Annotated in this window: 25 protein-coding genes, 1 tRNA gene and 1 riboswitch; of the genes, 4 read left to right on the top strand and 22 right to left on the bottom strand. The window is 42.4% G+C overall.

All coding sequences use genetic code 11. The annotated features are described in order from the left end of the window. Position 1: 1 nt before the first annotated feature. From CFS60_RS09720 to CFS60_RS09705, 4 genes are all read right to left on the bottom strand, one after another. On the bottom strand, positions 2–1,105 hold the full coding sequence (locus CFS60_RS09720) for a hypothetical protein (RefSeq protein ID WP_088810534.1): 1,104 nt from the start codon (positions 1,103–1,105) through the stop codon (positions 2–4). A 143-nt stretch (positions 1,106–1,248) separates the two neighbouring features. Then, entirely contained in the window at positions 1,249–1,617 is a 369-nt protein-coding gene (locus CFS60_RS09715; protein WP_088839166.1) for a hypothetical protein, read from the bottom strand. An 86-nt stretch (positions 1,618–1,703) separates the two neighbouring features. After that, the gene (gene crcB / locus CFS60_RS09710; RefSeq protein WP_088810536.1) at positions 1,704–2,060 is read right to left on the bottom strand and encodes a fluoride efflux transporter CrcB; all 357 of its coding nucleotides are present in this window, start codon (positions 2,058–2,060) and stop codon (positions 1,704–1,706) included. Next, complete coding sequence (locus CFS60_RS09705) at positions 2,053–2,430, bottom strand: CrcB family protein (RefSeq protein ID WP_088839164.1); 378 nt, start codon at positions 2,428–2,430, stop codon at positions 2,053–2,055. The genes crcB and CFS60_RS09705 overlap by 8 nt, the downstream gene beginning before the upstream one ends. Before the next feature lie 54 nt (positions 2,431–2,484). Next, a riboswitch (Fluoride riboswitch) is annotated at positions 2,485–2,545 on the bottom strand. Positions 2,546–2,655: 110 nt separating this feature from the next. Here CFS60_RS09705 and CFS60_RS09700 point away from each other — a divergent pair. Continuing rightward, a tRNA-Leu gene (locus CFS60_RS09700) sits at positions 2,656–2,739 on the top strand. 175 nt (positions 2,740–2,914) lie between these two features. Further along, complete coding sequence (locus tag CFS60_RS09695; RefSeq protein WP_088839162.1) at positions 2,915–3,640, top strand: endonuclease/exonuclease/phosphatase family protein; 726 nt, start codon at positions 2,915–2,917, stop codon at positions 3,638–3,640. A gap of 28 nt (positions 3,641–3,668) precedes the next feature. Here CFS60_RS09695 and CFS60_RS09690 read toward each other — a convergent pair whose 3' ends face one another. From CFS60_RS09690 to CFS60_RS09665, 6 genes are all read right to left on the bottom strand, one after another. Beyond that, positions 3,669–4,931 carry a hydroxymethylglutaryl-CoA reductase, degradative gene (locus tag CFS60_RS09690; RefSeq protein ID WP_088839161.1) on the bottom strand — a complete coding sequence of 421 codons (1,263 nt, stop codon included), beginning with the start codon at positions 4,929–4,931 and terminating at the stop codon, positions 3,669–3,671. A gap of 12 nt (positions 4,932–4,943) precedes the next feature. Then, positions 4,944–6,419, bottom strand: coding sequence for an acyl-CoA carboxylase subunit beta (locus tag CFS60_RS09685; protein ID WP_088815547.1), 1,476 nt, complete (start codon positions 6,417–6,419; stop codon positions 4,944–4,946). Between the two features lie 4 nt (positions 6,420–6,423). Beyond that, positions 6,424–7,185, bottom strand: a complete 762-nt coding sequence (locus CFS60_RS09680; protein ID WP_088839194.1) for an enoyl-CoA hydratase-related protein — start codon at positions 7,183–7,185, stop codon at positions 6,424–6,426. Between the two features lies 1 nt (position 7,186). Beyond that, entirely contained in the window at positions 7,187–7,399 is a 213-nt protein-coding gene (locus CFS60_RS09675) for an acetyl-CoA carboxylase biotin carboxyl carrier protein subunit (protein ID WP_088815548.1), read from the bottom strand. 1 nt (position 7,400) lies between these two features. Beyond that, positions 7,401–8,555: an acyl-CoA dehydrogenase family protein gene (locus tag CFS60_RS09670; protein ID WP_088810543.1), complete on the bottom strand. Its 1,155-nt coding sequence runs from the start codon at positions 8,553–8,555 to the stop codon at positions 7,401–7,403. Between the two features lie 126 nt (positions 8,556–8,681). Then, on the bottom strand, positions 8,682–9,506 hold the full coding sequence (locus CFS60_RS09665; RefSeq protein WP_088839160.1) for an aldo/keto reductase: 825 nt from the start codon (positions 9,504–9,506) through the stop codon (positions 8,682–8,684). 121 nt (positions 9,507–9,627) lie between these two features. On the opposite strand from CFS60_RS09665, the gene CFS60_RS09660 reads away from it, so the two are divergent. Continuing rightward, on the top strand, positions 9,628–9,987 hold the full coding sequence (locus CFS60_RS09660; RefSeq protein WP_088810545.1) for a MerR family transcriptional regulator: 360 nt from the start codon (positions 9,628–9,630) through the stop codon (positions 9,985–9,987). Between the two features lie 10 nt (positions 9,988–9,997). Here CFS60_RS09660 and CFS60_RS09655 read toward each other — a convergent pair whose 3' ends face one another. Together CFS60_RS09655 and CFS60_RS09650 are read right to left on the bottom strand one after the other, a co-directional pair. Further along, positions 9,998–10,657, bottom strand: a complete 660-nt coding sequence (locus tag CFS60_RS09655) for a DUF3153 domain-containing protein (RefSeq protein WP_088815550.1) — start codon at positions 10,655–10,657, stop codon at positions 9,998–10,000. A gap of 36 nt (positions 10,658–10,693) precedes the next feature. Next, positions 10,694–11,377: a YjjG family noncanonical pyrimidine nucleotidase gene (locus tag CFS60_RS09650; protein WP_088815551.1), complete on the bottom strand. Its 684-nt coding sequence runs from the start codon at positions 11,375–11,377 to the stop codon at positions 10,694–10,696. Between the two features lie 89 nt (positions 11,378–11,466). On the opposite strand from CFS60_RS09650, the gene yeiL reads away from it, so the two are divergent. Further along, the gene (gene yeiL, locus CFS60_RS09645) at positions 11,467–12,120 is read left to right on the top strand and encodes a transcriptional regulator YeiL (protein ID WP_088839158.1); all 654 of its coding nucleotides are present in this window, start codon (positions 11,467–11,469) and stop codon (positions 12,118–12,120) included. A 116-nt stretch (positions 12,121–12,236) separates the two neighbouring features. On the opposite strand, the gene CFS60_RS09640 is transcribed toward yeiL, so the two are convergent. The 10 genes from CFS60_RS09640 to CFS60_RS09595 form a co-directional block, all read right to left on the bottom strand. Continuing rightward, positions 12,237–12,800 (bottom strand): GNAT family N-acetyltransferase, encoded by a 564-nt coding sequence (locus CFS60_RS09640; RefSeq protein WP_088839192.1) that lies wholly within the window; start codon positions 12,798–12,800, stop codon positions 12,237–12,239. Between the two features lie 109 nt (positions 12,801–12,909). Next, positions 12,910–14,427: a cardiolipin synthase gene (cls, locus tag CFS60_RS09635; protein ID WP_088839156.1), complete on the bottom strand. Its 1,518-nt coding sequence runs from the start codon at positions 14,425–14,427 to the stop codon at positions 12,910–12,912. Between the two features lie 74 nt (positions 14,428–14,501). Continuing rightward, the gene (locus CFS60_RS09630) at positions 14,502–15,293 is read right to left on the bottom strand and encodes a ChbG/HpnK family deacetylase (RefSeq protein ID WP_088810551.1); all 792 of its coding nucleotides are present in this window, start codon (positions 15,291–15,293) and stop codon (positions 14,502–14,504) included. Between the two features lie 57 nt (positions 15,294–15,350). Beyond that, entirely contained in the window at positions 15,351–16,214 is an 864-nt protein-coding gene (locus CFS60_RS09625; RefSeq protein WP_088810552.1) for a MurR/RpiR family transcriptional regulator, read from the bottom strand. An 87-nt stretch (positions 16,215–16,301) separates the two neighbouring features. Further along, positions 16,302–17,708 (bottom strand): glycoside hydrolase family 125 protein, encoded by a 1,407-nt coding sequence (locus CFS60_RS09620; protein ID WP_369823192.1) that lies wholly within the window; start codon positions 17,706–17,708, stop codon positions 16,302–16,304. A gap of 13 nt (positions 17,709–17,721) precedes the next feature. Next, positions 17,722–18,588, bottom strand: coding sequence for an ROK family protein (locus CFS60_RS09615; RefSeq protein WP_088839153.1), 867 nt, complete (start codon positions 18,586–18,588; stop codon positions 17,722–17,724). An 18-nt stretch (positions 18,589–18,606) separates the two neighbouring features. Continuing rightward, entirely contained in the window at positions 18,607–21,036 is a 2,430-nt protein-coding gene (locus CFS60_RS09610) for a glycoside hydrolase family 38 C-terminal domain-containing protein (RefSeq protein ID WP_088839152.1), read from the bottom strand. 15 nt (positions 21,037–21,051) lie between these two features. After that, positions 21,052–21,888, bottom strand: coding sequence for a carbohydrate ABC transporter permease (locus tag CFS60_RS09605; RefSeq protein ID WP_088810556.1), 837 nt, complete (start codon positions 21,886–21,888; stop codon positions 21,052–21,054). Positions 21,889–21,890: 2 nt separating this feature from the next. Continuing rightward, complete coding sequence (locus CFS60_RS09600) at positions 21,891–22,772, bottom strand: carbohydrate ABC transporter permease (protein ID WP_088810557.1); 882 nt, start codon at positions 22,770–22,772, stop codon at positions 21,891–21,893. Between the two features lie 125 nt (positions 22,773–22,897). Continuing rightward, complete coding sequence (locus CFS60_RS09595; protein ID WP_088810558.1) at positions 22,898–24,142, bottom strand: ABC transporter substrate-binding protein; 1,245 nt, start codon at positions 24,140–24,142, stop codon at positions 22,898–22,900. Positions 24,143–24,220 lie beyond the last annotated feature (78 nt).

Here is a 24,220-nt window from a genome sequence, read left to right as displayed (position 1 = left end):
TTTAAAAATTAGAATCTGATAAATCTTTGTCGCCGTACATGCTTTGGATCATCACGGTTTGAATGATTTTTTGAAGCTCATCTGTGCTTACAATTTCATCATCTTTCGGGAATGCAGGAATCTTTTTGAAAGCAACATTTTCGATTTTAAATGTGCCGCCTAGTTTCGTGTTGCTTTCTGTATCTTCTGCATTAATTTTCATTGTCATCGATTCAAATTTATCATCTTTACCTGGTTTCATCGACATTTTCAGGCTAACTTTAATATTTTTTTCTTTTTGCATATCTTTGATTGTATCTGCTAAATCTAAACGAAAATCTTCATATTCTTCGTCAAAATCCGTTACACTTCCTTGCGATTCAGCAATCGCTTTAACATCTTTTTTCACGCTATCTTCGCCAAGTGCTTTTTCAAAGTCCTTCATTAAGTTAACGAAATCTTTTTTAGTTAAAGTCGTTGTGATATTACCATTATCATCTTCTGTAAAACGATTTTCGTCCATACCGTTTAAGTAGTCTGTGATAATTTTATTCAATTTCTTTTGTAAATCTTCCATCGCTTTTGTAACTGATTCAGACGATTTAGTCGTTTTGTCACCTGTCTCCCCTAATGTTTCAGAAAGTTCAGATGTACTAATGTATTTATTTTTCAAATCTGGATAAGTTTGATTAATTTTAGAAAAAACCCCGCCAGTTTGTTGGTCAAGCAACGTCTTTAAATTATCGTCTGGATTAACGATTGTATCTAATGGAATATAAGCTTCCCCTGTTTTGTCGTTCATCAAAACGTCCACTTCAAGGTCAAAATTAAGCGCACCATCTGAGCTAAGATTGAATGCCACATAAGATTTTTCTGCTTTTTTATCGATAGATGTTGTTGCATCGAGCTGCATTTTCTTAAGCATTTCAATTGTGGATGCTTCACTACCATAAATATCATCTGACTCTAAATTATCAATTTTAAATGACATTTTTTGAGTATATTGATCTGGAACGTCAAGCGCTTTTGAATACGTGTCAGCAAATTTCTCTTGCGGCGTTTGCCCACAAGCTGTAAGTACTAACATTAAAACTAACATAATTGATAAAACTAACCCTTTTTTCATAAAAAAAATCCTCCTGTATGTATACTATGTATTATTTTAATCTACCACAATTTTATAACTAACACAATCGAATACAAAAAAATCTAGTCAATAACAAATAAAATTTTCATCATTTGTTAATAACTAGATTTTGCGTAATCCGTTTAGTCTTTTACGATTATTTTTGTTGCTGGAGCAGATATTGTTCCCGGAGACGGAGCAACTAACTTAACGCCTTCTGGAAAGACAGCTTGAAATTTAGTGCCCTTTTGGAGGTCAGTAGATTCCATTGTCTTGCCTGACTCATTCACAATAGAAGTTGAACTATTAAAAGTAAAGACAACATTAGACGAATCATTTTCCGCTGCACCTTGCCAAGTTAGTATTCCCGAAGCCGTAATTTGGTTCCTACTCGTTATTTCACTCGCATCTGTTATACTTCCATCTAGGACTAAATAATTGACAGCATCATTGTTCGAACATGCTGTAAGAAGAAAAAGGCTCATCATCAAAATTGAAATAAATTTTTTCATTGTCTATCCTTTCACTTACTTGTTGTCCTTAGCATAGCATGGCTACAGCCTTTTTAACAAGTCCAAGTGGATTTCTTAAACAATTCTTATAGACTGCCTACAAAAAAGCCTAATCCAGCACATGAAATTCCTAACGCGTACGATAAAATCATATAGGCCGATAAAATTCCCGTTCTTTTTTGCAAGCGAAGCTCCGTGCATTCCACTTTAAAAGTCGAAAATGTTGTATAGCCACCCATAAATCCAGTTCCGATAAGGAGCTGCCACATATCAGAAAGCTGGCTCGAGATGAGTAGGCCTAGCAGAAAAGAACCTGAAAGATTGATGAGGAAGGTTGCCCACGGAAAATCGGTTTTCCACTTATTTTTCATCCAAACCGAGATCCCGTAACGTGTCATCCCGCCAAAAGCCGCGCCAATGCCCACAAGCAAAAAGTTAAGCATGTCGTCCCACCCACTTTGCAGAAAAGAAGTAACCGAGTTTCGCGAAGGCAAGGCCACCGAGCAAGCTGATTCCGATGTAGAGAGCAGCGATACTTATGTGCTCTGACTGGAGTAGCTGGATATTTTCCACGCTAAAGCTTGAAAATGTGGTGAACGCCCCGATAAACCCAGTTCCGAGCCCCGCTACTAGCTCCGGCCGCACTTTCGGATTCGTCGCAACCGCCTGCGTCACAACCGCAAGCAGAAAACACCCCACCAAATTCACCGTGAGTGTCGCGGCGGGAAACGCATTTCCACCTATAAGTAAACTAATCCCATAACGCGTCATGCCGCCTAGCGCGCTAAAGATGCCAACATATAAAAAATACATATTCATTCCTCCAATCAAAAACTCCTGTTGAAAAAAACATAGCCAACTATGTTTCTTTCAACAGGAGTCATCAGCGCAAAACGCAATAATAGCGAACTCCATCGCCTCTTTTACTATATGCTTTTAACGTTTTTTTTGCAAGAAAAATATTTATACAAAATCACTTATAATCGTTGACAAAACCGCTAAAAGAATACTATAATACTTTTTGTTGGTACAAATTACGCGGTCGTGGCGGAATCGGCAGACGCGCTAGGTTGAGGGCCTAGTGGGCATTAGCTCGTGGAGGTTCAAGTCCTCTCGGCCGCATCATGTATAAAAGAAGGATAAAGATTATTTAAATAATCTTTATCCTTTTTCTATTCCTCGCCTCTCTTTGTTTCCTGTTTAAAAAAACTTCTAAATGATTTAAGAAGCAAAACGCTTTTTATTTTCTCAAAAAACGATACAATGAAAGCGAAACCAATTTATGGAGGCGAGTTGTATGAAGGTAGCCAGTTTTAATCTTTGTTGTGATGTTGAAAAAACGGGGGATATTGCTTGGTCCGTTAGATTGCCACTGATTCGGCAGATTATTCGCGAAGAAGCGTTTGATGTTTTTGGCGCGCAAGAACTTGTGCCGCATCAGTTGCGGGATTTAAATGTGGAGTCTCCGTATGCGCATTATAGCCTGTTTCGTGACGGCGGGCAGACGGGCGAGGCCATTAGTATTTTCTACTTGAAAGCGCGGTTTGATTTGCTTGATACGGGCCATTTTTGGTTATCTGAAACCGAACAAATTCCGTCCGCTTATAAAGATGCCGCTTTTAAACGCACTTGCATTTGGGTGAAATTACTAGATACACAAACAGGCGACAGCTTTTATGTTTTTAACACACATTTTGATCACATATCCGCAGAAGCGCGTACATATTCCGCCAAACTGCTTCAAGAGCGGTTACCGCAAGATGCCCAACTTGTTTTGCTTGGCGATTTTAACTCCACCCGCGAATCTGAAGCCTTTCAAATTTTGAATGCATCCTTCCAAAATGCTGGTGAAAATAATACGCAGGCCACATTTAATGGCTTTTCTACCGATGAAAAAGTTCACGAAGAAATCGATTTTATTTTCACAAAGCAATTTCGTATTAGGCAATTTTATGTTGTGACGAAAACATTTGACGGGCTTTTTGCGTCCGACCACTACCCTGTCGTTGCGGAAATCGAATGATACCTAGCTAACAAGCCCGCTAGAATCTCTAGCGGGCTTGTTTTATAATTTCTTTCGCAAAGCTCAAATTAATTTGCCCAGCCGCAAGCATTTTTTCAGCCACCATGTCAATTTCGGCGCCAGTTGCGCCAGCAGAAATGGCCGTTGATTTCGCTTGAAGTGACATGTGGCCGCGCTGAATTCCTTCTGTCACTAAGGCTTTTAAGGCGGCTAAATTTTGAGCAAGCCCAACAGAAACGGCTAACATCGCGAGCTCTTCGGCATTTTCCACCTTGGCGATTTTTTGTGCCAAAGTAGCAAGTGGCGAAATCGCGATGGAGCCGCCAACCGTTGCGACCGGCATCGGGAGTGTCAGTTCGCCGACTAAGTCGCCCGCTCCGTTCACAGCCCAGCTACTCATCGGCCTGTAGCGCCCGTCTTTTGCAGCGTAAGCGTGTGCGGCGGCGGAAATACTGCGGACGTCATTGCCGAACGCCAGCAAAATCGCGTCTACGCCGTTCATAATGCCTTTGTTGTGGGTCGCCGCCCTGTAAATATCCGCATCACTAAACGCAAAAGCCCGCACAATACGGTCACGCACCTCTTCACCACCCATATTTTTGCTTAAAAGGAGGTTTGCGGGAATCGTGCAAGTGGCGGTTGCCGTCGCCATGTCTGTTAAGTTCGATAATATTTTCATTTCGGCAGTTCCGCTTGTTAGGCGTTCGATTTCTGGTGCAAGCGCCTCGACCATCGTGTTAATCATGTTCGCCCCCATCGCTTCCCGTGTTTCCACATATAGATGGACGACGAGCAGTTTTTCCTGCGCCGTTTCAATCTCGCGGACAACAATTTCCCGTGCGCCACCGCCGCGTTTTATAAGCGAAGGATACGCCGCATTCGCCGCATCAATTAGCGTCGCCTGCTGTTCTGCGATAGCCATTTTCGCGCGCTCAAAATTGGGCACACCGTACACGGCAATTTGTCCTGTCATCAGACGGCCAGAACTTGTGGCAACCATGCCACCGGAGCGGGCTATCAATTTGGAAGCGGAACTCATGGCGGCGATGACCGAAGGTTCTTCGGTTGCCATTGGAACGGCGTATTCTTTGCCGTTCATCACCATGTTTAAACCAAGACCGAGTGGAACTTGAAAGGTGCCAATCATATTTTCAATCATGTGATTCGCCGTTTCGAACGGGAGCGCGCCTTCTGCCTGTAAAGCGGCGAGTTCTTCGTCCGTCAAACTAGCGTATTCGCGAAGAATGGCAAGCCGCTCCTCCCGCGTTTTTTTATAGTATCCTGCAAACATTTTGCGCCACCTCTACATCGGATAAATTTTAAAATGTGCGCTCGTCTCGCGCTTCGATTCGTAAAATGCAAACCTTGAAATAAGCGCTTGTCGCAAGCTTTCTGGTGTCACAATATCGTCCACGACCATCTCGGACGAAAGCTTATACACATCAACATCAGCCTCATATTCCTTTATTTTTTCCTGAATAAAAGGAGCCTTTTCAGCATCCGGAAGCTCCGCTATTTTGCCCGCGTATACCGCATTGACGGCAGCATCTGGGCCCATCACGGCAATTTGCGCTGTCGGAAGTGCCAATGTCGCATCCGGGTTAAAACCAGGGCCTGCCATCGCGTAAAGTCCCGCCCCGTAAGCTTTTCTGACGATGACTGAAATGAGCGGCACGGTGATTTCGCTTACCGCGGCGATCATTTTGGCGCCGTTTCGAATAATGCCTGCCTTTTCAACTTGTGAGCCAATCATAAAACCGGGTACGTCGGCTAAAAAGAGCAATGGAATGCGATACGCGTTACAAATTTGAATGAACTTGGTCGCCTTGTCGGCTGAATCTGGGAACAAAACGCCGCCTTTCACGAGCGACTGATTCGCCACCACCCCAATTGTTTTCCCGTCCAGGCGCGCGAAGCCCGTAATGATTTCCTTGGCAAACAGCGCTTTAATTTCACAAAATGATTCCGCATCAATTAAACCATCAATGACTCGGTACATATTAAGCGGCGCGTTTTCATTTTCGGGAATGACGCCCGTTAGGTCTTTCGCGCTTTCGCGGCCTTCTTTTTCGTATGTTAAATACGATAGGTAGTCGCGTCCAAAGAAAAGCGCTTCTTTTTCAGAAGAAACGAGTACGTCCCCGCAACCAGATACGGTGCAGTGCATGCGTGCGCCGCCCATTTCTTCGAGCGTGACTTTTTCGCCGATGACTTTTTCGGCCATGCGCGGCGAGCCTAGGTACATTGAGGCGTTTTCTTCGACCATGACGACGACATCGCAAAACGCCGGAATATAGGCGCCGCCTGCTGCTGAAGGTCCGAACAGCAAACAAATTTGCGGAATTTTTCCAGCCAACTGCACTTGGTTATAAAAAATCCGCCCAGCTCCGCGTCTTCCCGGGAACATTTCGACTTGGTCAGTAATTCGCGCGCCTGCTGAATCAATTAAGTAAAATAGCGGTATGCTAAGTTTTTCGGCAGTTTCTTGCATTCGAATTATTTTTTCAACCGTTTTTGTCCCCCAAGAACCAGCTTTCACGGTAGAATCATTCGCGATAATCGCTACTTTCCTGCCATCAACTTGACCGAGTCCTGTGACTACACCATCTGCTGGCAAATTGTCCGCCTCGGAATTCGCAAATAAAGCGTCCTCGACAAATTCACTATCCGCATCTAATAAAAGCGCAATGCGTTCGCGGACAAACAATTTTCCTTTCGCTTTCGCCGCCGCATGGTATTTTTCTGCACCGCCAGAGCGGATTTTATCATCTAAATTCACCTGTCTACCTCCCTAAAAATCGCGCCGCCCGCTTCTCACTAAACGCCCGAAGCCCCTCTAATCGGTCCTCCGTGGCAATGAGCGATTTGTACGCTTTTTCTTCTGCTAAAAAGGCCTCTGTCAAGTTCCCAGACACAGCATTCACAACTTCCTTAGCCCGTTTGACCGCAAGTGGCGCATTGTTTGAGATAGCTTCCGCAATTTGCGTGGCCTCACGCAGCGCATCATCCGAGACGCCTGTCACAAGCCCAATTTGTTTTGCTTCTTCTGCCGTAATCCGCTTCGCACTTAAAATCATTTCGAGTGCAGCGGCTTCGCCAACAATGCGCGTTAAATGGACGGTGCCAAATGCGCCTGGAATGACGCCTAAACTCGTTTCAGTTAAGCCTAATTGGGCCGAAACATGCGCCACCCGAATATCACAAGCAAGTGCGAGTTCGAGTCCGCCGCCAAATGCCACGCCGTTAATCGCTGCAATTGTGGGAATTTCAAGTTCGGATACACGCTGGACGAGGGAACGGATACGCGCAACAGCCGGCCACACTTCGTCTTCTGTGAGCTTCTTTCGCTCTTTTAAATCGGCGCCCGCTGAAAAAGCCTTCGCACCTGAACCCGTTATGATTAACACGCGTGCCTCACCTAAATCATTTAATGCCGCTTCAAACGTTTCGAGTAGCTCGTTTGAAAATGCGTTCGCCGCTTCAGGCCGGTTGATTTTAAACAATAAAATATGTTTTGACGGGCGTTCGATTTGAATGAGCGCCATCTTAATCAAGCATTCCGATATCGTCGTTTTCGTTTACAAAATCCCCCGCCGTAACAGACCATTCAATCAGCTTTCCTGTGTTCGGTGCTTCAACAGGGATGAGCATTTTCATCGACTCGATTTGAGCAATTGTTTCGCCTTTTGTCACATCGTCTCCCGCGTGTTTTTCAAAACTATGAAGTGTGCCTGTAATCGTTGCTTTAATTTCTTCCATTTTATTTCGCTCCTTCTTTTAAAAGTTGTCGTGCAATGACGAGGCGCTGAATTTCAGACGTGCCCTCGCCAATTTCTAAAATTTTTGCATCACGCAACAGCCGTTCAACGCCAGCATCGCGCATATAACCTGTGCCGCCTAAAATTTGCAGCGCCCGGTTTGCATTTCTTGTCGCCGTTTCCGAAGCAAATACTTTCGCGTAGGCCGCTTCTTTAATAAAAACTGCACCAGAATCTTTTAGGAAACTCGCTTTTTGAACGAGCAGCCGCGCCGCTTCTGTCTCAACCGCCATGTCTGCAAGTTTAAATTGGACGGACTCAAACTGCGAAATCGGTCCACCAAATTGTTCGCGCACCTGCGCATGATGAATCGCTTTGTCATAAGCTTCTTGTGCCAGCCCAACGGAAATCGCCGCAATTGAAATTCGCCCGCCATTTAAAACGTTTAAAAGTTGTTTCATTCCAGCGTTTTTATCCCCCAAAAGGTTTTCTTTAGGCACTTTCACGTTTTCAAAGCGAATTTCGCCCGTATCGGAAGCGCGCACGCCCATCTTGTCATACGGCCGCCTCACCGTAATCCCCGGCAAATCCATCGGTACAATGAGTGAAGAAATAATTTTCCCGCCATCTTCTTTATACCCCGTAATCGCCGCAATCGTCACAACCGCCGCGTAGCTCGCATTCGTAATCCACTGCTTCGTGCCATTCACGACAAAATAGTCGCCCGAGAGCTCCGCCGTTGTTTCCACTCCTGCCGCATCAGATCCCGCATTTTTTTCGGTTAAACCGAAGGCCGCAAGCTCGCGTCCTTCTGCAAGTGGGCGCAAAAATTTTGTTTTTTGTTCGGCCGTGCCGTACATCGCAATCGGCGCCGTCCCAATTGAAACCGTCGCCACATAACTAAGCGCAACCCCGAGGCTTGCTCTAGCAATCTCTTCTGCCACCGTCATATAAGCAAGCGTCCCTAGCTCCCGCCCGCCGTATTCTTTTGCAAATGGCAAGCCAAGATAGCCTTTCTCGCCCATTTTTTGAAAAAGTTCGCGACTGAAATAGGCTCCCTCGTCCCATTCAGAAGCAAACGGTCGTATATATGTATCCGCAAATTGACGCGCATCTTCTTTTAATTGTGTAAGTTCAGTAGAAAGTTTGAAGTCCATTGGTTTTACCTCCTTGTAAACTTGAAATAAGGTTCTATTCTATGATAATCATTCCCAATTACAAAAGCAATTTTGAGGATTGACAAGAAAAAAACACGCCGAATGTGGCGTGTCATAAAAAACGATTTAAAAATTAAAATTATCTGGATCTGGACCCGTACGTTCATCTTGGTTTAACGCATCTACTGCTTGCATGTCTTCTTTTGTCAACTCGAAATCAAACACATCTGCGTTTTCTACAATACGTTCTTTGTGCACCGATTTTGGAATGGTTACGATGCCGTGCTGTAAATCCCAACGAATGATGACTTGTGCCACGGATTTGCCGTATTTTTCAGCGATTTTTTTGATTTCTGGGTTGCTTAAGATTTTTCCGCTGCCAAGTGGGGACCAAGCTTCTACTACGATATTCTTTTCGGCACAGAAGTCGCGAAGTGGTTTTTGAGAAAGAAGCGGGTGGAGTTCAATTTGGTTAACCATTGGCACAACTTCGGCCGTTTCAAGAAGCGTTTCTAAATGATGTTCATGGAAATTGCACACCCCAATTGCGCGGACTTTTCCGTCTTTATAGAGCTTTTCAAACGCACGCCAAGTGTCATTAAACTTACCTTCTACCGGCCAGTGAATCAAATATAAATCCACATAATCAAGACCCAGTTTTTGAAGGCTCGTTTCAAACGCAGCAAGTGTCGTTTCGTAACCTTGATCCGCATTCCAAAGTTTCGTCGTCACAAATAAATCCTCACGCCGCACGCCAGACTCACGAATTGCTTGACCAACGCCTTCCTCATTTCGGTATGCCGCTGCCGTATCAATACTCATGTAGCCAGCTTCAATCGCCCACTTCACAGAATTCACAGCTTCCGCCCCGTCTTTCACTTGCCAAACGCCAAAGCCAAGACGCGGCATTTCCACACCGTTCGCTAGTTTTACAGTATCTTTTAAACTCATAAATTTAGCCTCCTAAAATCAAATTCAACTTCATCTTACACCTTCGAGTATACTTTAAGGCAAATATTTAGCAAAAAAATTTTTCACGTGCTATTCTTTTAGTAAAAAAAGGAGTCCTCCCATGTCCCTTTCCATAAAAGAAGCGTCCGAGCAAGTCGGACTATCCGCTCATACCATTCGCTACTACGAGAGTGTCGGGCTAATCCCGTTTTTACTTCGCGATGAAAACAATAATCGCGTCTTCGATGAGGAAGCCTTGCACTGGCTAGACCTGCTTGTTTGCTTACGCCGAACTGGCATGCCGCTTGCTAAACAAAAAGAAATCGTAGAACTCACAAAAAAAGGCAACTACACCGTCCAAGACCGCATCAACGTTTTAAAAGAACACCGCAAAGAACTTGAAAAGAAACAACAAGAACTCGATCTCGCCTTTCAAAAAATCGAAGCCAAACTCGCGTGCTATGAGGATATGCAACAATAAAAACGGAAAATCAGTTGATTTTCCGTTTTTTACGTCTTTTAATAAGTAGTACAATCCCAACAATTAGCAGGATAAAAACAATTCCCGCCGTAATCGCAATGTTTTTTACATTTGGAATCTCAATTTCAAAATAAAGCTGATTCTTTTGTTCTAATGGAATGTGCCACGTGAGCTTCCCGCCGTCTTTCTCGTCCGCATTGTTTGCGCCAATCGTATCAATTGGGAAATCCAAAACAAGCGTGTAGTCAACTTGCGATAAAAGCGCTGTCGGCACCTTCTCACCTAATTGTTGCTCCTGCAAAATTTTAGGGATATCCAGTGTGGCATCTAAACGAATTTTTTTCATGAAAAAGCCATCTGTTTCCTGAAATTTCACACCGTATTTTTTGGCTTCCGCTTTAAAATCCACTTTTTTAGCCGATTTTTCAATTTTTTTATGGATAGAAAACTGATTTTGCGACGGCTTTTTAATGGTAAATCCCGCATCTTCAAGCTTCGGTGTCAGCTCCTTAATTGCCGGCCCCGCAAGAAGCCCCGCTGTTGTACCAAGCGTTACATCAAAATTCAAATCAGCCGTTCCGTCCTTATTCACTTTCACTGTATTCACAACATCAGCACAGCCCGTAAGAAGGAGCGCCGTGCTCATAAGTATTATTAGCAATCGTAACATGTCTAACCTCCGCCTCTAGCTTACCACGGTTTCCAGCTAACTTAAAACATTTAGCAACTCAGGAAGTGAATGAATTTCGTAAGTTGGCGTAGTTTCCGTGTCAAACACCGCGCGGTGCGGGTTAAACCAACAACTATCAATGCCCGAAACACGTGCACCGCGAATATCAGAGCTTAGCGAATCGCCAATTAGGAGCGTTTTCTTTTTATCAAAAGCAGGAATGCGCGCAAAACAGTAATCAAAAAACTCAAGCATTGGCTTCTGATAGCCCGTGTCCTCGGAGACAAAGATTTTTTGGAAGAAAATATCTAGGCCAGAATCGCGCAACCTCCGGTACTGCGTTTTCGATACACCGTTTGTCACGACATAAAGCGCGTAATCGGGCGCTAACTGGGCAATTAATTCAGCGGCGCCCGCAATTTGTTCATGCCCTTCCTCTAAAAAACCGCGATATTTTGCCTCAAGCAGAATCCCGTCAACCGACTTATTTTGTGTCGCGAAAAGTTTAGCAAAACGCGTCTGAATCACCTCATCGCGTGAAATCTCCCCGCGTTCAAAAGCCTTCCAAAGCGCCTCGTTTATTTCCTTGTAGACCAAAGTTAGCTCCTTCGCGTCTGAAACGCCTTCACTTTCAAACAGTTTCACAAGCGCATCATCTTCCGCCTTTTTAAAATCTAATAATGTATCATCTACATCAAAAAGCAACGTATCATAACGCATTTTACTCCCCCATCTCTTTTTTTAGCATCTTATCATAGTTTTCAGTATAATAATAGGAGAAATCTCACATTAAAAACGAGGAATTGACCATGAAAAAAATAACAAAGCCCCACCAAATTTCAGAAGCTATCAAAAAAAGCGAGCTAGAGGCCAGCTTCCCAGACGAAATGTTTGCCAAATTGGAACTTTACACTGTGAAAAAAAACGAGTTTATCGTGAATCAATCGAATCCCCCAGAAAAACTTTTTTTCCTTGTTTCAGGCAAAGCAAAAATTAAAATGACTCTAGAAAACGGCAAAGTCTCCCTTGTTGATTTTATTTCCGCTCCGTCCTATATTGGCGAACTCACGCTTTTAGGCGTCGAAGAAACTCCAAAAGACGTCATCGCCCACACAAATTGCGCCCTGCTCGCACTTCCTCTGAAGGAAAATCAAGCGCCACTACTCGAAAATCCCACCTTCATGAAAAACTTGGCGATTTTTTTAGGCAAAAAAGCTTTGCATCGCACAGAAACATTGACCGAAAGCTTAAATCTCCCATTTTCAACACGTTTAGCACGTTTTATTTTACTCACCGAAGAAAACGGCGTATATTATGAAAAACATACAGAAGTTGCCGAGTATTTGCATGTCAGCTATCGCCATTTACTTTATGTGTTACACGATTTGACTCAAAAAGGAATTTTAGAAAAAGTAGGACGCCGCTATAAAATTATAAATCGTGATGCACTCGCTAAATTATAGAAAAAAAGCAAAAACAAATTTTTCATTCGTTTTTGCTTAAATTAGCTTTTCTGTTTTGCCACAAGTTCACCAGATACTTGCGCAAAATTCTATATTAGGATAGACCACCTTTCAAATCAAAGCTCTTTTTGCATATGCTCATACTCATGCCCACTCAACATGATTTCACCTGTTGTATGAAAGCCAAGCCGCTCATAAAGCCGTTTCGCCGCAGGGTTTGCTTTATCGCAGTTTAAGCCGATTTTTCGCTCACCGTCCGCCTTAGCAAAATGAGGAAGTTCATTTAAAAGCGCGGTGCCAATCCCCTTACCACGGTAGTCTTCTCTAGTAACGATGGAGTCTAAATACCATTCCCCGCTAAACGTTTCCTTTTCCTTAAAAACAGCCGACTGATCCATTAAACCGTGTTTCTTCGCAAGTTTCGACCACACATGATCAATAAAAGGCTCCTTTTCGCCCGGATACCCTGCCACAACACCTGCAATAACGCCATTATCGTCATAAACGTGCAGATGATTGAAACCGTAGCGGTAGTCAGGCACACAAATCGCTTCTTCCAGCGTTTCGATGATTTTCGCCTCTTTTTCTTTTTGTAAAAGGGGAAGTTCCATGTCTTGCCATATCGTAAATAAAAGCGGCGCCACCTTCTTAGCGTCCCCCGGTTTTGCATTGCGTATCATAAACATCATAACCTCCGAAACTAATTACCGTTAGGTCAATAATAACATAATTATGTTGCAATCGCCATAAAAATAACTCGGCAAAATTAAATTTCGCCGAGTTTCCTGCTTATAAAATAGGTGAAAGTAGACTAGAAAGGTTTTCCTTCATTTTCACATACCAAGATTTCTTCCTAATATCTTCCATTGTGTAAAGCTTGCTCACTTCAAAATCCGCTTCAAAATCGCGCTCCATTTTCACAATTGCTTGGTCTCTTTCATAGAGGAATACCATCAATTCATGATTCAGACGGAAACTACGAATATCAAAGTTCGCCGTACCAACAGCAGCACGCTCACCGTCAATTAAAAGTAGCTTCGCGTGTACGAAAGAATCATCGCGGTACGCATACACTTTCGCACCCGCCTCAAGCATCGTTTCAATGTTGGAGTTACTACCGTGGAACGAAATCCCCCTGTCGCCTTTCCCCGGTAAAATGATGCGCACATCAATTCCGCTAAGCGCGACGCGGCGAATAACAGCAAGTGACTCCTCATCTGGCACAAAATACGGTGAAGTAATCCACACTGATTCTTGTGCGGAATCAATTAGGTCAAGCATAGCATCACGCACGTATTTCTCCTTATCATACGGACCTCCGTAGACGACTTGCGCCCACTCATTCCCAACAGGTTTGGGTGAAAAATATTGGTCGATTCCGGCTTCACTAATAAATAAATCTGCCGAACCCGCTTTATTTTCCATATATACCCAGTCCACAAGAAACGACTCCTGAAGCTCAATAACGGCCATGCCTTCAATTTGAATATGTGTGTCGCGCCAAACGGCAAAATCAGGCGTATTGCTGCGATATTCTTCACCGATATTCAAGCCTCCCGTAAAGCCGATTTGACCATCAATCACAATGATTTTCCGGTGATTTCTTAAATTGGCTGTTCTCGCTATCCAAATCGAACGAATCGGATCAAAGGCATGAATATGAATGCCGACTTCCCGCATCGGTTCTAAAAATTGCTCGCTTAGTTTTGCAGTCCCCCAAGCATCATACATAAAGCGCACTTCAACGCCCGCTTTCGCTCGTTCGATTAAAATGTCACGAATTTCCGTGCCAATCTCGTCCGACTTGTAAATATAATATTGAATATGAATATGATTTTCCGCTTGCTTAAGCGCCTGAATAATTGCCGGAAACGTTTCTTCACCATTGGTTAAAAGTGTCAATTTATTCCCATTCACAGGATTAATTTCCGTCAAATGTTGAATTCGCTTAGACAATCGCGGTGGTTTTTTCCCATCTTCATATGGCGGCAACTGATGAATTGTATCCGCAATTTTATGCATTTCATTCGTTTGATTATGGTGAAAAATGCGGTTTTGCGGATTTCTTCCAAAAAATAAATACAAGAATACACCAAAAACTGGCAAGACAAAAACAGCCGCCATCCAAGCCACTTTTGATGTCGTGTTTCGTTTATCCCAAAACAAAAGTCGAATAACAATGACCACACCACCAAGTTCAACGATGAATCCTGCCGTGTATAAAATCACTTCCGACCATTGTTTTAAAACAATACCAACAAATAGTACTAACGCAATAAGAATAAGTAATTGAACTCTTTTTTTCATCTGTTTGCCCCTTTTTCAGCTTAATGTTATTAGTATACACTCTATGCCCTTTTTATGCGTGCATAAATCCTTTTTTAAAAACTATTTTTTAAGTCTAAAAAGGAAATCAACTCGATTTTGTTAGCCGTGAACCATGCCTTAACTCGCGGGTCGCAAATTGTGGCCAGCTCCTTACACCGAAGTAGCGTATAAGATGAATTCTCAATCACAAATTGATCCAAATACCCAACATCAAAATGCATTTCAGCAATGTCGTCCTGACCTAGCTCCAGCAAATTAAAATCATCGTTTAAAAAATTTTCAACCGAAACGCCCTCTTGAATGTATGACAAAGCGCCTGATTCCAAAAGCTTCGTAATTTCAGCATAGCGCGGATGTTTTGGCCACTTCTTGTCCCCGCTATATTTCAAAGTAACGTGCACATCATACTCTAAGCTTAAGTCATAGAATACTTGATCGACCACTTCATCGCCAATAGAGTGGCAATCCATATGTTTCGGATAGTCGCCCGTAAGTTCTTTAAAACGCTCCATTTGCGCAAGCGTTTCCGTTCTTACATCATCATAGCAAAACGAAAAGTCCGCCTTTGCCCGGTAATACGCCGAACGATGAAATTCCCCATTACCGTCCACGAGCGAAGGGATTTTTTCAGGATTTGAACACGGCTTTCCAAGCAAAAAATTGGTATGCTGTCCAACAAATAAATCGGGATGCTTTTTTGCTAAAGCAATTGCATGCGGAGCTGCTTCTAGGTTTGGCATAAGCAAAGTCGACGTCGTAATTCCGTCAGTAAAACTTTTAATAATGCCATGATTAATTGCTTCTGACATGCCAAAATCGTCAGCATCCAAAATAACTTTTACCAAAATTTCACAACCTTTCACTCGTCTTAAAAACGCATATTTTTTTACTTTTTTATTGTATCATAGGTTGCCATTTCTTTTTTTAAAATAGGGTCTTGTTTTCGATATTTTAGGCGCAATTGTTTCATCATAGGTACTCGCGTATACCGAATAAATAATATCCATGACGTGTAGCATTTCAATGCGTGAAGCCGCTGCCACGTAACCTTCTGGATGTTCAATTTGCGCCACGGAAATGTTGCAATCCGCGACTTGCGTCAAACGGTTGTCACCTTCTGCTGTAAAAGAAATCGTCCGTGCCCCAAGCTGCTTGGCAATTTCAAGTGCTGTGATAACTTCTTTCGTTTCGCCGCTATAAGAAACGCCCACCGCCACACATCCAATATCCGATTGTTGAGCTTGCGAAATTTGCAAATGTGAATCCGCAAAAGCACTCGTGTTTTTTCCCGAACGCAAAAATCGGTAAGAGAAATCTTGCGCCACTAAATTGGAAACCCCACAACCATAAAAATCAATGCGTTCGGCCTCAAATAAAATTTTCGAAAGGTCCATCACAAGTTCCGAGTCTAAAAATTGGACACTTTTAATCATCCCATTAATGGTTAGGTTTGTAATAACTTCCCCAATTTCAATCGCCGCTTTATTTGGATAAATATAACCGCGGTTGTATACTTCTTGCTTTTCAAAAAACCATTTATGTAAGTTTAAAACGAGATCCTGCTTGAAATCTGTGTACCCTTTGTAGCCCAGTTTCTTACACATACGTACAATTGTAGCCGGACTCGTATAACATTCATTCGCTAATTGTGTAATATGCATCGTTTTAACAGCTTCTGCATTTGTCACAATATATTTGGCAATGTCTTGATAAGAACTCATCGATTGCTTCGCTAACGCTTGTAATTGTACGATACCTGATTTCACAATAAAAACCTCTTTTCCTCGATATACTCCATTATACAACAATATCTCCGCGACTATTTCAAAATAATCACGGAGATATATAAACCTCTATATACTTAACTTCCCACTTTCTTTTAAAATAAACTCACAAAAAATGGAATTTGACCAGGAAAACCATTCTCGCGTGTAAACGTTTGGATTATTTGCGAGGAAGCCTTCATGCGTTAAGTCAGTACCCGCATCTGTCGTTTCAAATAAGCGAAGTAGTTCCTTACATTCTTCTTTATCCGTTGATGTTAAGCCTTGAATCGCAAGACCCATGTGCCAAACATAACCAGCAGGCGTATGCGGACTTCCTAAGCCTTTTGCGGCAGTTCCTTCAAAATAATAACGATTATCCGTCGATAAACTAAAACGACGTGTATTTTGATAAACCGTATCATGTGTCCCGCAATATTTAATATAAGGTAGCGATAGCAAACTTGGCACGCCCGTATCGTCCATACAATTGTAATTGCCTAATCCGTCCACCTCATACGCATATATGTCCCCGTACTTCGGATGATTCACAATTCCGTATTTCAAAATCCCCGCCTGAACTTCCTCGCGTAACGCCGCAATTTCCGCAAGGAGCGCCTCCTCATTTGCGTATAAAGCACTCAAGATTTCCTGTAAATAGCCAAGAATCACGACCGCAAACATGTTTGCTGGAATTAAATAGCCGTACTCACAAGCATCATCACTCGGACGAAAAGCGGACCAAATCATGCCTGTATAGCAAGTTTCCCTGCCGCGCCCTTCATTTGGCAAGCTATCTTGTTCAATGCCGTTATCACGCACAAAAAAGTATTCCGATTTTTCCGCGTGGTGCTGTTCTTTACGAAACACTTGAACTAACTGTTTAACCGCCTGTAAAAAATCATTATCAAAGATATCATTTCGTTTCGTCTTTTTCCAGTAAAAGTACGCCAGTTCAACCGGGAAACAAAGGGAATCTAATTCATACTTTCGCTCCCAGCTCCACGGATTTTTCCTTTCGCTTTTATCAATCGCACTCCAACAATTCCCGTCCGCAGAAAAATTGAAAGCATTCGTGTATGGGTCAATCAAGATATAACGAAATTGCTGGCGAATAACTGCTCCAATCACGTCATACAATTTTCCACTTGGGTCATCTAAATTCAAGAAAACACGCAATTGGCCGCCCGAATCCCGCAACCACATCGCCGGAATGTCGCCCGTAAACAAGAACGCAGAGTCATCTTGTTTTTGCACTAACGTCGTTGTAATCGTATTTAACATACACTTCCGGAACATGCGCTGCAACTTCTCGGATAACGGATTGTTTTCAAGAACTTGTGTCACCATGTTATCAATAATTTTCGCGAGCTCCGAATTATCTCTAGCCGCTTGTTTGACAATATCATCTGTAATTTTCCGTAATCGAAAATACGTTTCATCGCCCATAAATTCAATATCTTGACTCGTTTCATTTAACACATCTTCATTTTTCATTTTCTCATTCCCTTCATGTAACAAGCATTGCCGCCCCGTAAAGTCCCGCATCTTCCCCCAAAGAAGCGACCTTTATATTTATTTTGTCTTGCATCGATTGGTAAACTTGCGCCCTAACAGCCTCCGTCACTCGTTCAACTAGCCACGGGTTATGAAGAATAACTGCCCCGCCAAGAACAAAAACTTCAGGATCAATCACTTGAATAATCGATGTAATCGCCGCCGCGAAATGATGCACCCACCTATCTACCACTTGATTCGCCTCTGGATTATTGTTCTCGGAAAAGTGCAACAAATCTGCCGCCGTTTTACTAGTCCCAAATAACCGTTTACTTTCTCGTAGTAATGCCGTGCCGCTACAAATCGACTCCAATGTCGCTTTCTCATCACTCACATTCACAATCATATTGCCAACTTCCGATGCGTGCTCGTGCCCGCCAGCAAAGACTTCGCCCTGATAAACGAAGCCTCCGCCAACACCCGTGCTCACCGTTATAAATTGCACGCTCCCGTACCCAAGACCTGCGCCCACTTTCGCTTCCGCAAGTGCTGCCACTTTTGCATCATTCATGAGAAAAACGGGTTTTCCCACATGGTTCGAAAGTTCATCTTTAAGATGGAAACCGTTCCAACCCGGTAAATTTGGTGCATCAAGAATAATTCCCGCTTGCGCATCTAACGGCCCCGGCGCACCAATGCCAATCCCAACAGCCAATTGTTTCGGATCAACAAGCCGAACCAGCTCCACTAATTTTATAAGCGCTTGCTTGGCACCAAGTTCCGCTTCTGTTTTCATTTCCAAGCGCGCAACTAGCACGTTAGCATCAAATAATCCCGCGCGCATATTTGTCGCCCCAATGTCGATACCAATTCGATACATTACGCTCGCACTCCTATTCTAAATGTACATCGATAAAAATCCTTGATTGTAAGCTTTGCACGTTTCAATTGCAGGCGCTGCCTCATTCGTTTCCAGCGTAGCAATTGTGTAGCGGAATTCGTAAAAGCCAGCTAAATCTACTTTAAAATTGGTTTCCCAAAAGTTGTTCATTGCCCAAACGTAAAGTGGCTCACCATTATTTGTTGTTTCACTTTGGCCAGACAATTCAATCAAGTGATGTTCCAGATTGCCGAGCACAAGAAGTGGTGTATCTTTGACCGCCAAAACAAGCGATTTACTTTCCCCCACGTATGCCGCTCCTTCTTGCACTAAATAAAACTCTTGATTCGTTTGCGGTAGCTGATCAATACCAGGCCGCATCAAGCAACCCGTTTTATCCAAATAAAGCTCTTCGCTCTCACCTGTTGTAAAAGGGAACGAGATGTATAAGTTTTCTGGGTCCCAAACACTGTCTTTGTGCAAGCGTAGCGTAACATCAATTTTTGGTGAATCGCGGTACACTTTTAGATGAATTTCATACATTTGCGTGCCGACCAAATTGTATGTGAATACGACTGTCGCACTCACATCGCCGGCTTCAATAATTTGAATGTTGCTTAACTCTGACACGTAACGCTTTGTTCCCACTTTTTTTCGGTTCCGTCCCATTGTATGGCGAACTTCCCAAGCATCTGGTTTTGTTTCTGTACGCTCGTATATCCCAACAAACGGCGCATGAACTAAATTCTCTCTGAGTAAAGAACTTCCGTCGCGCTTGTCTACTAGCGAAACAATTCCTTTTGTTTCATCAAAAGTCATGGCATAATAATTTGTTTCAAGCTGATGCTCATTTACTCTTAGGCCCGATTGAAAGCCATCATAGACCACATCTTTAATTTTATCGACAGCTAAATAGCGATAATTTTCTTTTTGCAATTCTTTTTTAGGGCGAATGCGTAAAATGCGTTCTTCAAAGGCTTCTAACGCAAGGACTACTTCTATTTCTTTTGCGCGCGCAATTTCTCGAATCTGCGTAGGTAACACTTGCCCCGTTTTTTCATCGACAACTTCCATATTTTGGAGTAACAGGTCGACTCCGACTCCTTCAACATCTTCCCAGTGCTCAATATACAAACATACGCTATCTGTCCGCGCGATACCAAGTGGATTAATGACTTTAAATAGCTTCTCGCGGTCTGGACGAATTGTCACTTCTCCTTTTTCGGCTAAAATTTCATCTAATTTGAGCGACGCTAATTGGTTGGCGCGAATTGCATAAGCTGATTTTCTGAAATCTAAATCGTTTACTAATGTTTCCCACGGCTCGGTCACAGAAGAAGAATACCCCCATGTGTGTTCCGCGTATAAAGCGAGTTCATATTCGACTTCGTCCATGTATGCTTTATTTTCGATTGTCAATTCAGGCGATAACTGTTTCCCAATATGATATTTACGCTGCGCATCTTTATAATGTTTGACAACCGCAGGGGTTGAACCTATGCCGTCCGCCCACCAGTCGTTCCAGTCACCGCGGTAAACGGGCAGTTCATTTATTTGTTCACGCAGAATTTCAAAAAAATGATTGAGCGTAATCATTTCAATTTGAATTTCATCGCCGTGCAAATCGTTCCAAGCTTTTACTCGCTCTAAAATCTGACCGTTTGGCGCTCCGTTATCGGTACTCATACCAGAAATCATAATAGGAACGAAATCGTATTCATATTCAGCATCGCTATCCAAGTTCGCAATGTAATTAAAAATGCGTTTTTCGGCAATTTTGAAGTCAGCTACTGCTGCTTTTTCATTAAAGCGGTCTTCTAGTAAGTAAGTGATGCCGTGATTCGGCACGAGGCAAAGTTCATTTCCCATATGGTAATGGTCGGATACCCATGCGAGAACCCGTTCGCCGCTCGGGCCTTCCCACCAAAAACCGTTATGCTTTCTGCCAAGCGGGAACATGCCGTGGTGCGTGTGAATGCAGGCGAATAAATTTTCAATCCCGTTATGTGCTAAGGCGTCCGCATAGCCCCATGCGTAGCCATTAATGTCGGCCGTCATCGCAGAGTCTAGCGGTACGGCTAAACGATCTGCATAGCTTCGTCCCTTTGCGAGCGTATGATTTAAGACATCATTATCTACTAATTCTGTCATGTTTAAATAGTTTAGCGAAATGTCAATCAGCCCAGCTTGAACGTAACGCTCGAAACTCGCAATATTTTCCGGACTGCTATTCGCTAGGAAATTTTCCACTTGCCAGTAGTTTTCACATACCCAACGGAATCCCTCCCACTCGGGGCGTTTGCCGTCTTCAATCTCTTTTAAAATATCAATTGCTTGTTGGATAAAATCAACATGATATCGTTTTAGCTTCTCCTGCCGCTCTGTGTAGCCAATATCCGTGTGCGAATGGTGCAACAAATACAACTTCCATTTTTTTGATAACGTCATTTTCCTTAACACTCCTTATTTTGTAGTCACAATAAAACCTTTTTCTAAATTTCGATGTGATAAAACAAATAAAATGATGGTTGGAATCGAAACGATAATGGCTGCGAGTAAAATTGGTGGCACCTTTTGTATGGTCGAACCGCCAAGCAGCGATACTGCCGCCATAACAGGTCGCGCCGTTTCTGATTTCGTCAAGGTCATCCCAAACAGCAAGTCGCTCCAAATCCATGTGAATTGGAATAAAAATACAGCCGCAAGCGGTGCACGAGCCATTGGCATATAAATTTTTCTAAAAATGTAAAAATCAGATGCACCGTCAATTCGAGCGCTCTCAAGCATTTCTTTAGATACGCCCATCAAGAAGTTCCGCAAAACAAACACGCTAAACGGAATAATGAGCGCAGCATAAATTAAAATCATGCCCGTCCGCGTATCATATAAACCTACTTTATTATAGGCTTTAAAAATCGGAATTAAATAAACTTGGAATGGAAAAATTGTTCCGCTGTAAATGACAAAAAACCACAGCAAACCGTGCTTAATTTTCAGCGTTTCAATCGCGTAAGCAGCTAGAGCCGCCATCAAAATCCCAAGTCCCCCACCAAGCATACCGTAAATCATACTATTGATAAAGCCAGATCCAAGCTGAATTTGTTGCGTTAAATATTCCCAGTTTTCAGCCACAGAAAATGACTGCGGCAAGTCCCAAAAATTCCCCACACTATACTCAGTCGAACTTTTTACCGCATTCACAATCACATAAAGAAATGGAAAAATCCAAATGATCGCCAGTAAAATAAGAATGATATTAATGACCCATCGCCCGACTCCTGAACCTTTTGCATTTACCATTCTTAATTCCCTCCTTCTTTCGTGAATGTTTTTCTTAAGTAGAAAATGGAAATGATTAGAATAATCACTGATAACATAATGGCGATAGCCGAACCCATACCCAAATGATTATTTGAGAACGATTCTTTATACATAGTTACCGCTAACGTTTCCGAAGTCCGGTACGGCCCACCGCCAGTCATAATCCAAATACTATCAAACGTTTTAAAACTATTCACAAGCGACATCAACACAACAACCACAATCGTTGGTTTTAATAAAGGCAAAATTATTTTCGTGTATAAGCCAAGTCCCGAAGCGCCTTCGATTTTGGCCGCCTCAATTGGTTCCGTTGGCATGTTAACTAAGCCAATAATAAAAAGCAGCATGTTCATACCAATTCCTTGCCAAATTCCAGCTACTATCATCACGCCCGTATTCACATAAGGAATATTCAACCAGTTTTTATCCAAATTTTCGAATCCCAGCATCCCAAGTAATTGCGGCAGGCCGTACATCGACAATAAACTCGTCATGATGAGGCCAACGATAACGCCTGAAACGGCATTCGGAAAATAAAACAAGTTTTTAAATATCGTTGAAAAAGAACTTTTCGTGATTGCAATGGCAAAAAGAAGTGGTAATACTACAGGAATGATGAGCCCTGCAGCAACCCAAACTAAGGTATTAATACAAGATAATAGGAAATTTTTATCTTGAAAAACGGCAATATAATTGCTAAAGCCTACAAATTCGAAACTGCCTAAGCCGCTCCAATTTGTGAAACTAATAAACAACGTAAAAATAATTGATAAAATACAAAAGCAAAATACGAAAATGACTGCCGGCGCAATGTATAAATATGTCTTCAGCTCTCGGCGTTTTGGCCTTGCTTCTAGACTCATAAGAAACCACACCCTTCTAGTAAAATCATTTGCAAAAAGCGATACATCATCACAATCAGACTGATGACAAATGACGAACTTCTTTACGATTTGTCATCAGTCTGCTCACCTTTTGCGCTACTCTTTTATTTAAATACGCTGTCTGCTGTTTGTTGAATGGTGTTTAGCGTCTCGTCTATCATTTTATCAGTCGGATTATAGAAGAACTTCCATAATTCATCTGTCGCTACATTCACGATTTCAATTGGGGTCGCTTCATAGTAACGTACCATGACAGAATATTTCTCCGTATCCGCTGCTTCTTTAACAAAATCGCCGTTTACTGGGTCGTCTGATTTTGTATTGCTCGTATTAATGATTCCTGCTTCGTCAACGAAAATTTGCTGAACATCTTTCTTATAAAAACTTTGTAATACTTTTTTAGCATCTGCACTTTGTTTACTATTTTTTGAAACGACAATTGGGGACGCTTCAAAGAATATTACTTTTTTCTGATCAGCTTTCATGGAAGGTGCAACAAACACATCAAAGTCTTTTCCTGGTTCCATTTGGTATTCTTTTTTAAGCGTTGTAGATGTGACGGTTGGCTCGTACATCATTGCGCTCTCGCCAGTCGAAAACATTTTCGCTTGTGAAGGTGGATCAACTGGTTCACCGAAATACCCTTTTTTAATCATACTTTGCCAGATTTTCATTACTTTTTTCATTTCAGGGTCTGTATATTTGATTTCCCCGTTTGTTAAGCCGACATATAAGTCTGGGTTATAGCTCGCAATTAAGGTTTGGAACCATAAGAAGCTTGCCCACGGGTCATTTTTCAAACCGATTGGGTCCACATTGTTCTCTTTTAACGTATCACAAACTTGGATAAATTCTTCCCACGTTTCTGGCTCTTTTAAATCATATTTATCAAAAACCGCTTTGTTATACAAAATTCCGTTATACAAGACACTAAATGGTGCCGCATAAACTTTTCCATCGATTGTGAACGCATCCGCCAAGCCCGGATTGACACCTTCTTTTTCATAGTAATCTTTCCATTCTTTCGATAAATCCACAACTAAATCGTTATCCACTAATTTTTTCAGTTTATCTCCACTCCACCAAGTGAACAAACCCGGAGCTTTATCGCTATCAAGCGATTGTTGGACGGCTGTTTCATAAGCCGTTACTTCGGTGTAACCGACTGTTTTATAGCCGACGCCCCCATCATCCTCAATTTTATCTGACATTGAATTTAGAATTCCAACATTTTCGCCGCCTTTATCCGTATAAAATTCAACTTTTGAACTAGCAGAACTTCCTTCCCCACAACTTGCTAAAAGCATTAGGACTGCAACTATACAACTAATTGATATAAATTTTTTCATCCTAAACCCTCCTTTTTGTTAAATTGAAAATATTATTAGTTTTCCGATTTCGTTCTTACTAGATAAGCAATTTTTCGA

This window comes from Listeria sp. ILCC792 (assembly GCF_900186135.1).
GTDB classification, from domain to species: Bacteria; Bacillota; Bacilli; order Lactobacillales; family Listeriaceae; genus Listeria; species Listeria goaensis.
This window is presented reverse-complemented; position numbering and strand designations above follow the sequence as displayed.

Excerpts from the sequence above, each read along its gene's own strand:
- CFS60_RS09670 (WP_088810543.1), bottom strand. The coding sequence starts at position 8,555 with ATGGACTTCAAACTTTCTACTGAACTTACACAATTAAAAGAAGATGCG.
- CFS60_RS09715 (WP_088839166.1), bottom strand. The coding sequence starts at position 1,617 with ATGAAAAAATTTATTTCAATTTTGATGATGAGCCTTTTTCTTCTTACA.
- CFS60_RS09610 (WP_088839152.1), bottom strand. The coding sequence starts at position 21,036 with ATGACGTTATCAAAAAAATGGAAGTTGTATTTGTTGCACCATTCGCAC.
- CFS60_RS09660 (WP_088810545.1), top strand. The coding sequence starts at position 9,628 with ATGTCCCTTTCCATAAAAGAAGCGTCCGAGCAAGTCGGACTATCCGCT.
- CFS60_RS09705 (WP_088839164.1), bottom strand. The coding sequence starts at position 2,430 with ATGTATTTTTTATATGTTGGCATCTTTAGCGCGCTAGGCGGCATGACG.
- CFS60_RS09720 (WP_088810534.1), bottom strand. The coding sequence starts at position 1,105 with ATGAAAAAAGGGTTAGTTTTATCAATTATGTTAGTTTTAATGTTAGTA.
- CFS60_RS09640 (WP_088839192.1), bottom strand. The coding sequence starts at position 12,800 with ATGATACGCAATGCAAAACCGGGGGACGCTAAGAAGGTGGCGCCGCTT.
- yeiL (WP_088839158.1), top strand. The coding sequence starts at position 11,467 with ATGAAAAAAATAACAAAGCCCCACCAAATTTCAGAAGCTATCAAAAAA.
- CFS60_RS09605 (WP_088810556.1), bottom strand. The coding sequence starts at position 21,888 with ATGGTAAATGCAAAAGGTTCAGGAGTCGGGCGATGGGTCATTAATATC.
- cls (WP_088839156.1), bottom strand. The coding sequence starts at position 14,427 with ATGAAAAAAAGAGTTCAATTACTTATTCTTATTGCGTTAGTACTATTT.
- CFS60_RS09650 (WP_088815551.1), bottom strand. The coding sequence starts at position 11,377 with ATGCGTTATGATACGTTGCTTTTTGATGTAGATGATACATTATTAGAT.
- CFS60_RS09615 (WP_088839153.1), bottom strand. The coding sequence starts at position 18,588 with ATGTATCGAATTGGTATCGACATTGGGGCGACAAATATGCGCGCGGGA.
- CFS60_RS09655 (WP_088815550.1), bottom strand. The coding sequence starts at position 10,657 with ATGTTACGATTGCTAATAATACTTATGAGCACGGCGCTCCTTCTTACG.
- CFS60_RS09680 (WP_088839194.1), bottom strand. The coding sequence starts at position 7,185 with ATGGCGCTCATTCAAATCGAACGCCCGTCAAAACATATTTTATTGTTT.
- CFS60_RS09690 (WP_088839161.1), bottom strand. The coding sequence starts at position 4,931 with ATGTTTGCAGGATACTATAAAAAAACGCGGGAGGAGCGGCTTGCCATT.
- CFS60_RS09695 (WP_088839162.1), top strand. The coding sequence starts at position 2,915 with ATGAAGGTAGCCAGTTTTAATCTTTGTTGTGATGTTGAAAAAACGGGG.
- CFS60_RS09675 (WP_088815548.1), bottom strand. The coding sequence starts at position 7,399 with ATGGAAGAAATTAAAGCAACGATTACAGGCACACTTCATAGTTTTGAA.
- CFS60_RS09595 (WP_088810558.1), bottom strand. The coding sequence starts at position 24,142 with ATGAAAAAATTTATATCAATTAGTTGTATAGTTGCAGTCCTAATGCTT.
- CFS60_RS09600 (WP_088810557.1), bottom strand. The coding sequence starts at position 22,772 with ATGAGTCTAGAAGCAAGGCCAAAACGCCGAGAGCTGAAGACATATTTA.
- crcB (WP_088810536.1), bottom strand. The coding sequence starts at position 2,060 with ATGCTTAACTTTTTGCTTGTGGGCATTGGCGCGGCTTTTGGCGGGATG.
- CFS60_RS09620 (WP_369823192.1), bottom strand. The coding sequence starts at position 17,708 with ATGAAAAATGAAGATGTGTTAAATGAAACGAGTCAAGATATTGAATTT.
- CFS60_RS09665 (WP_088839160.1), bottom strand. The coding sequence starts at position 9,506 with ATGAGTTTAAAAGATACTGTAAAACTAGCGAACGGTGTGGAAATGCCG.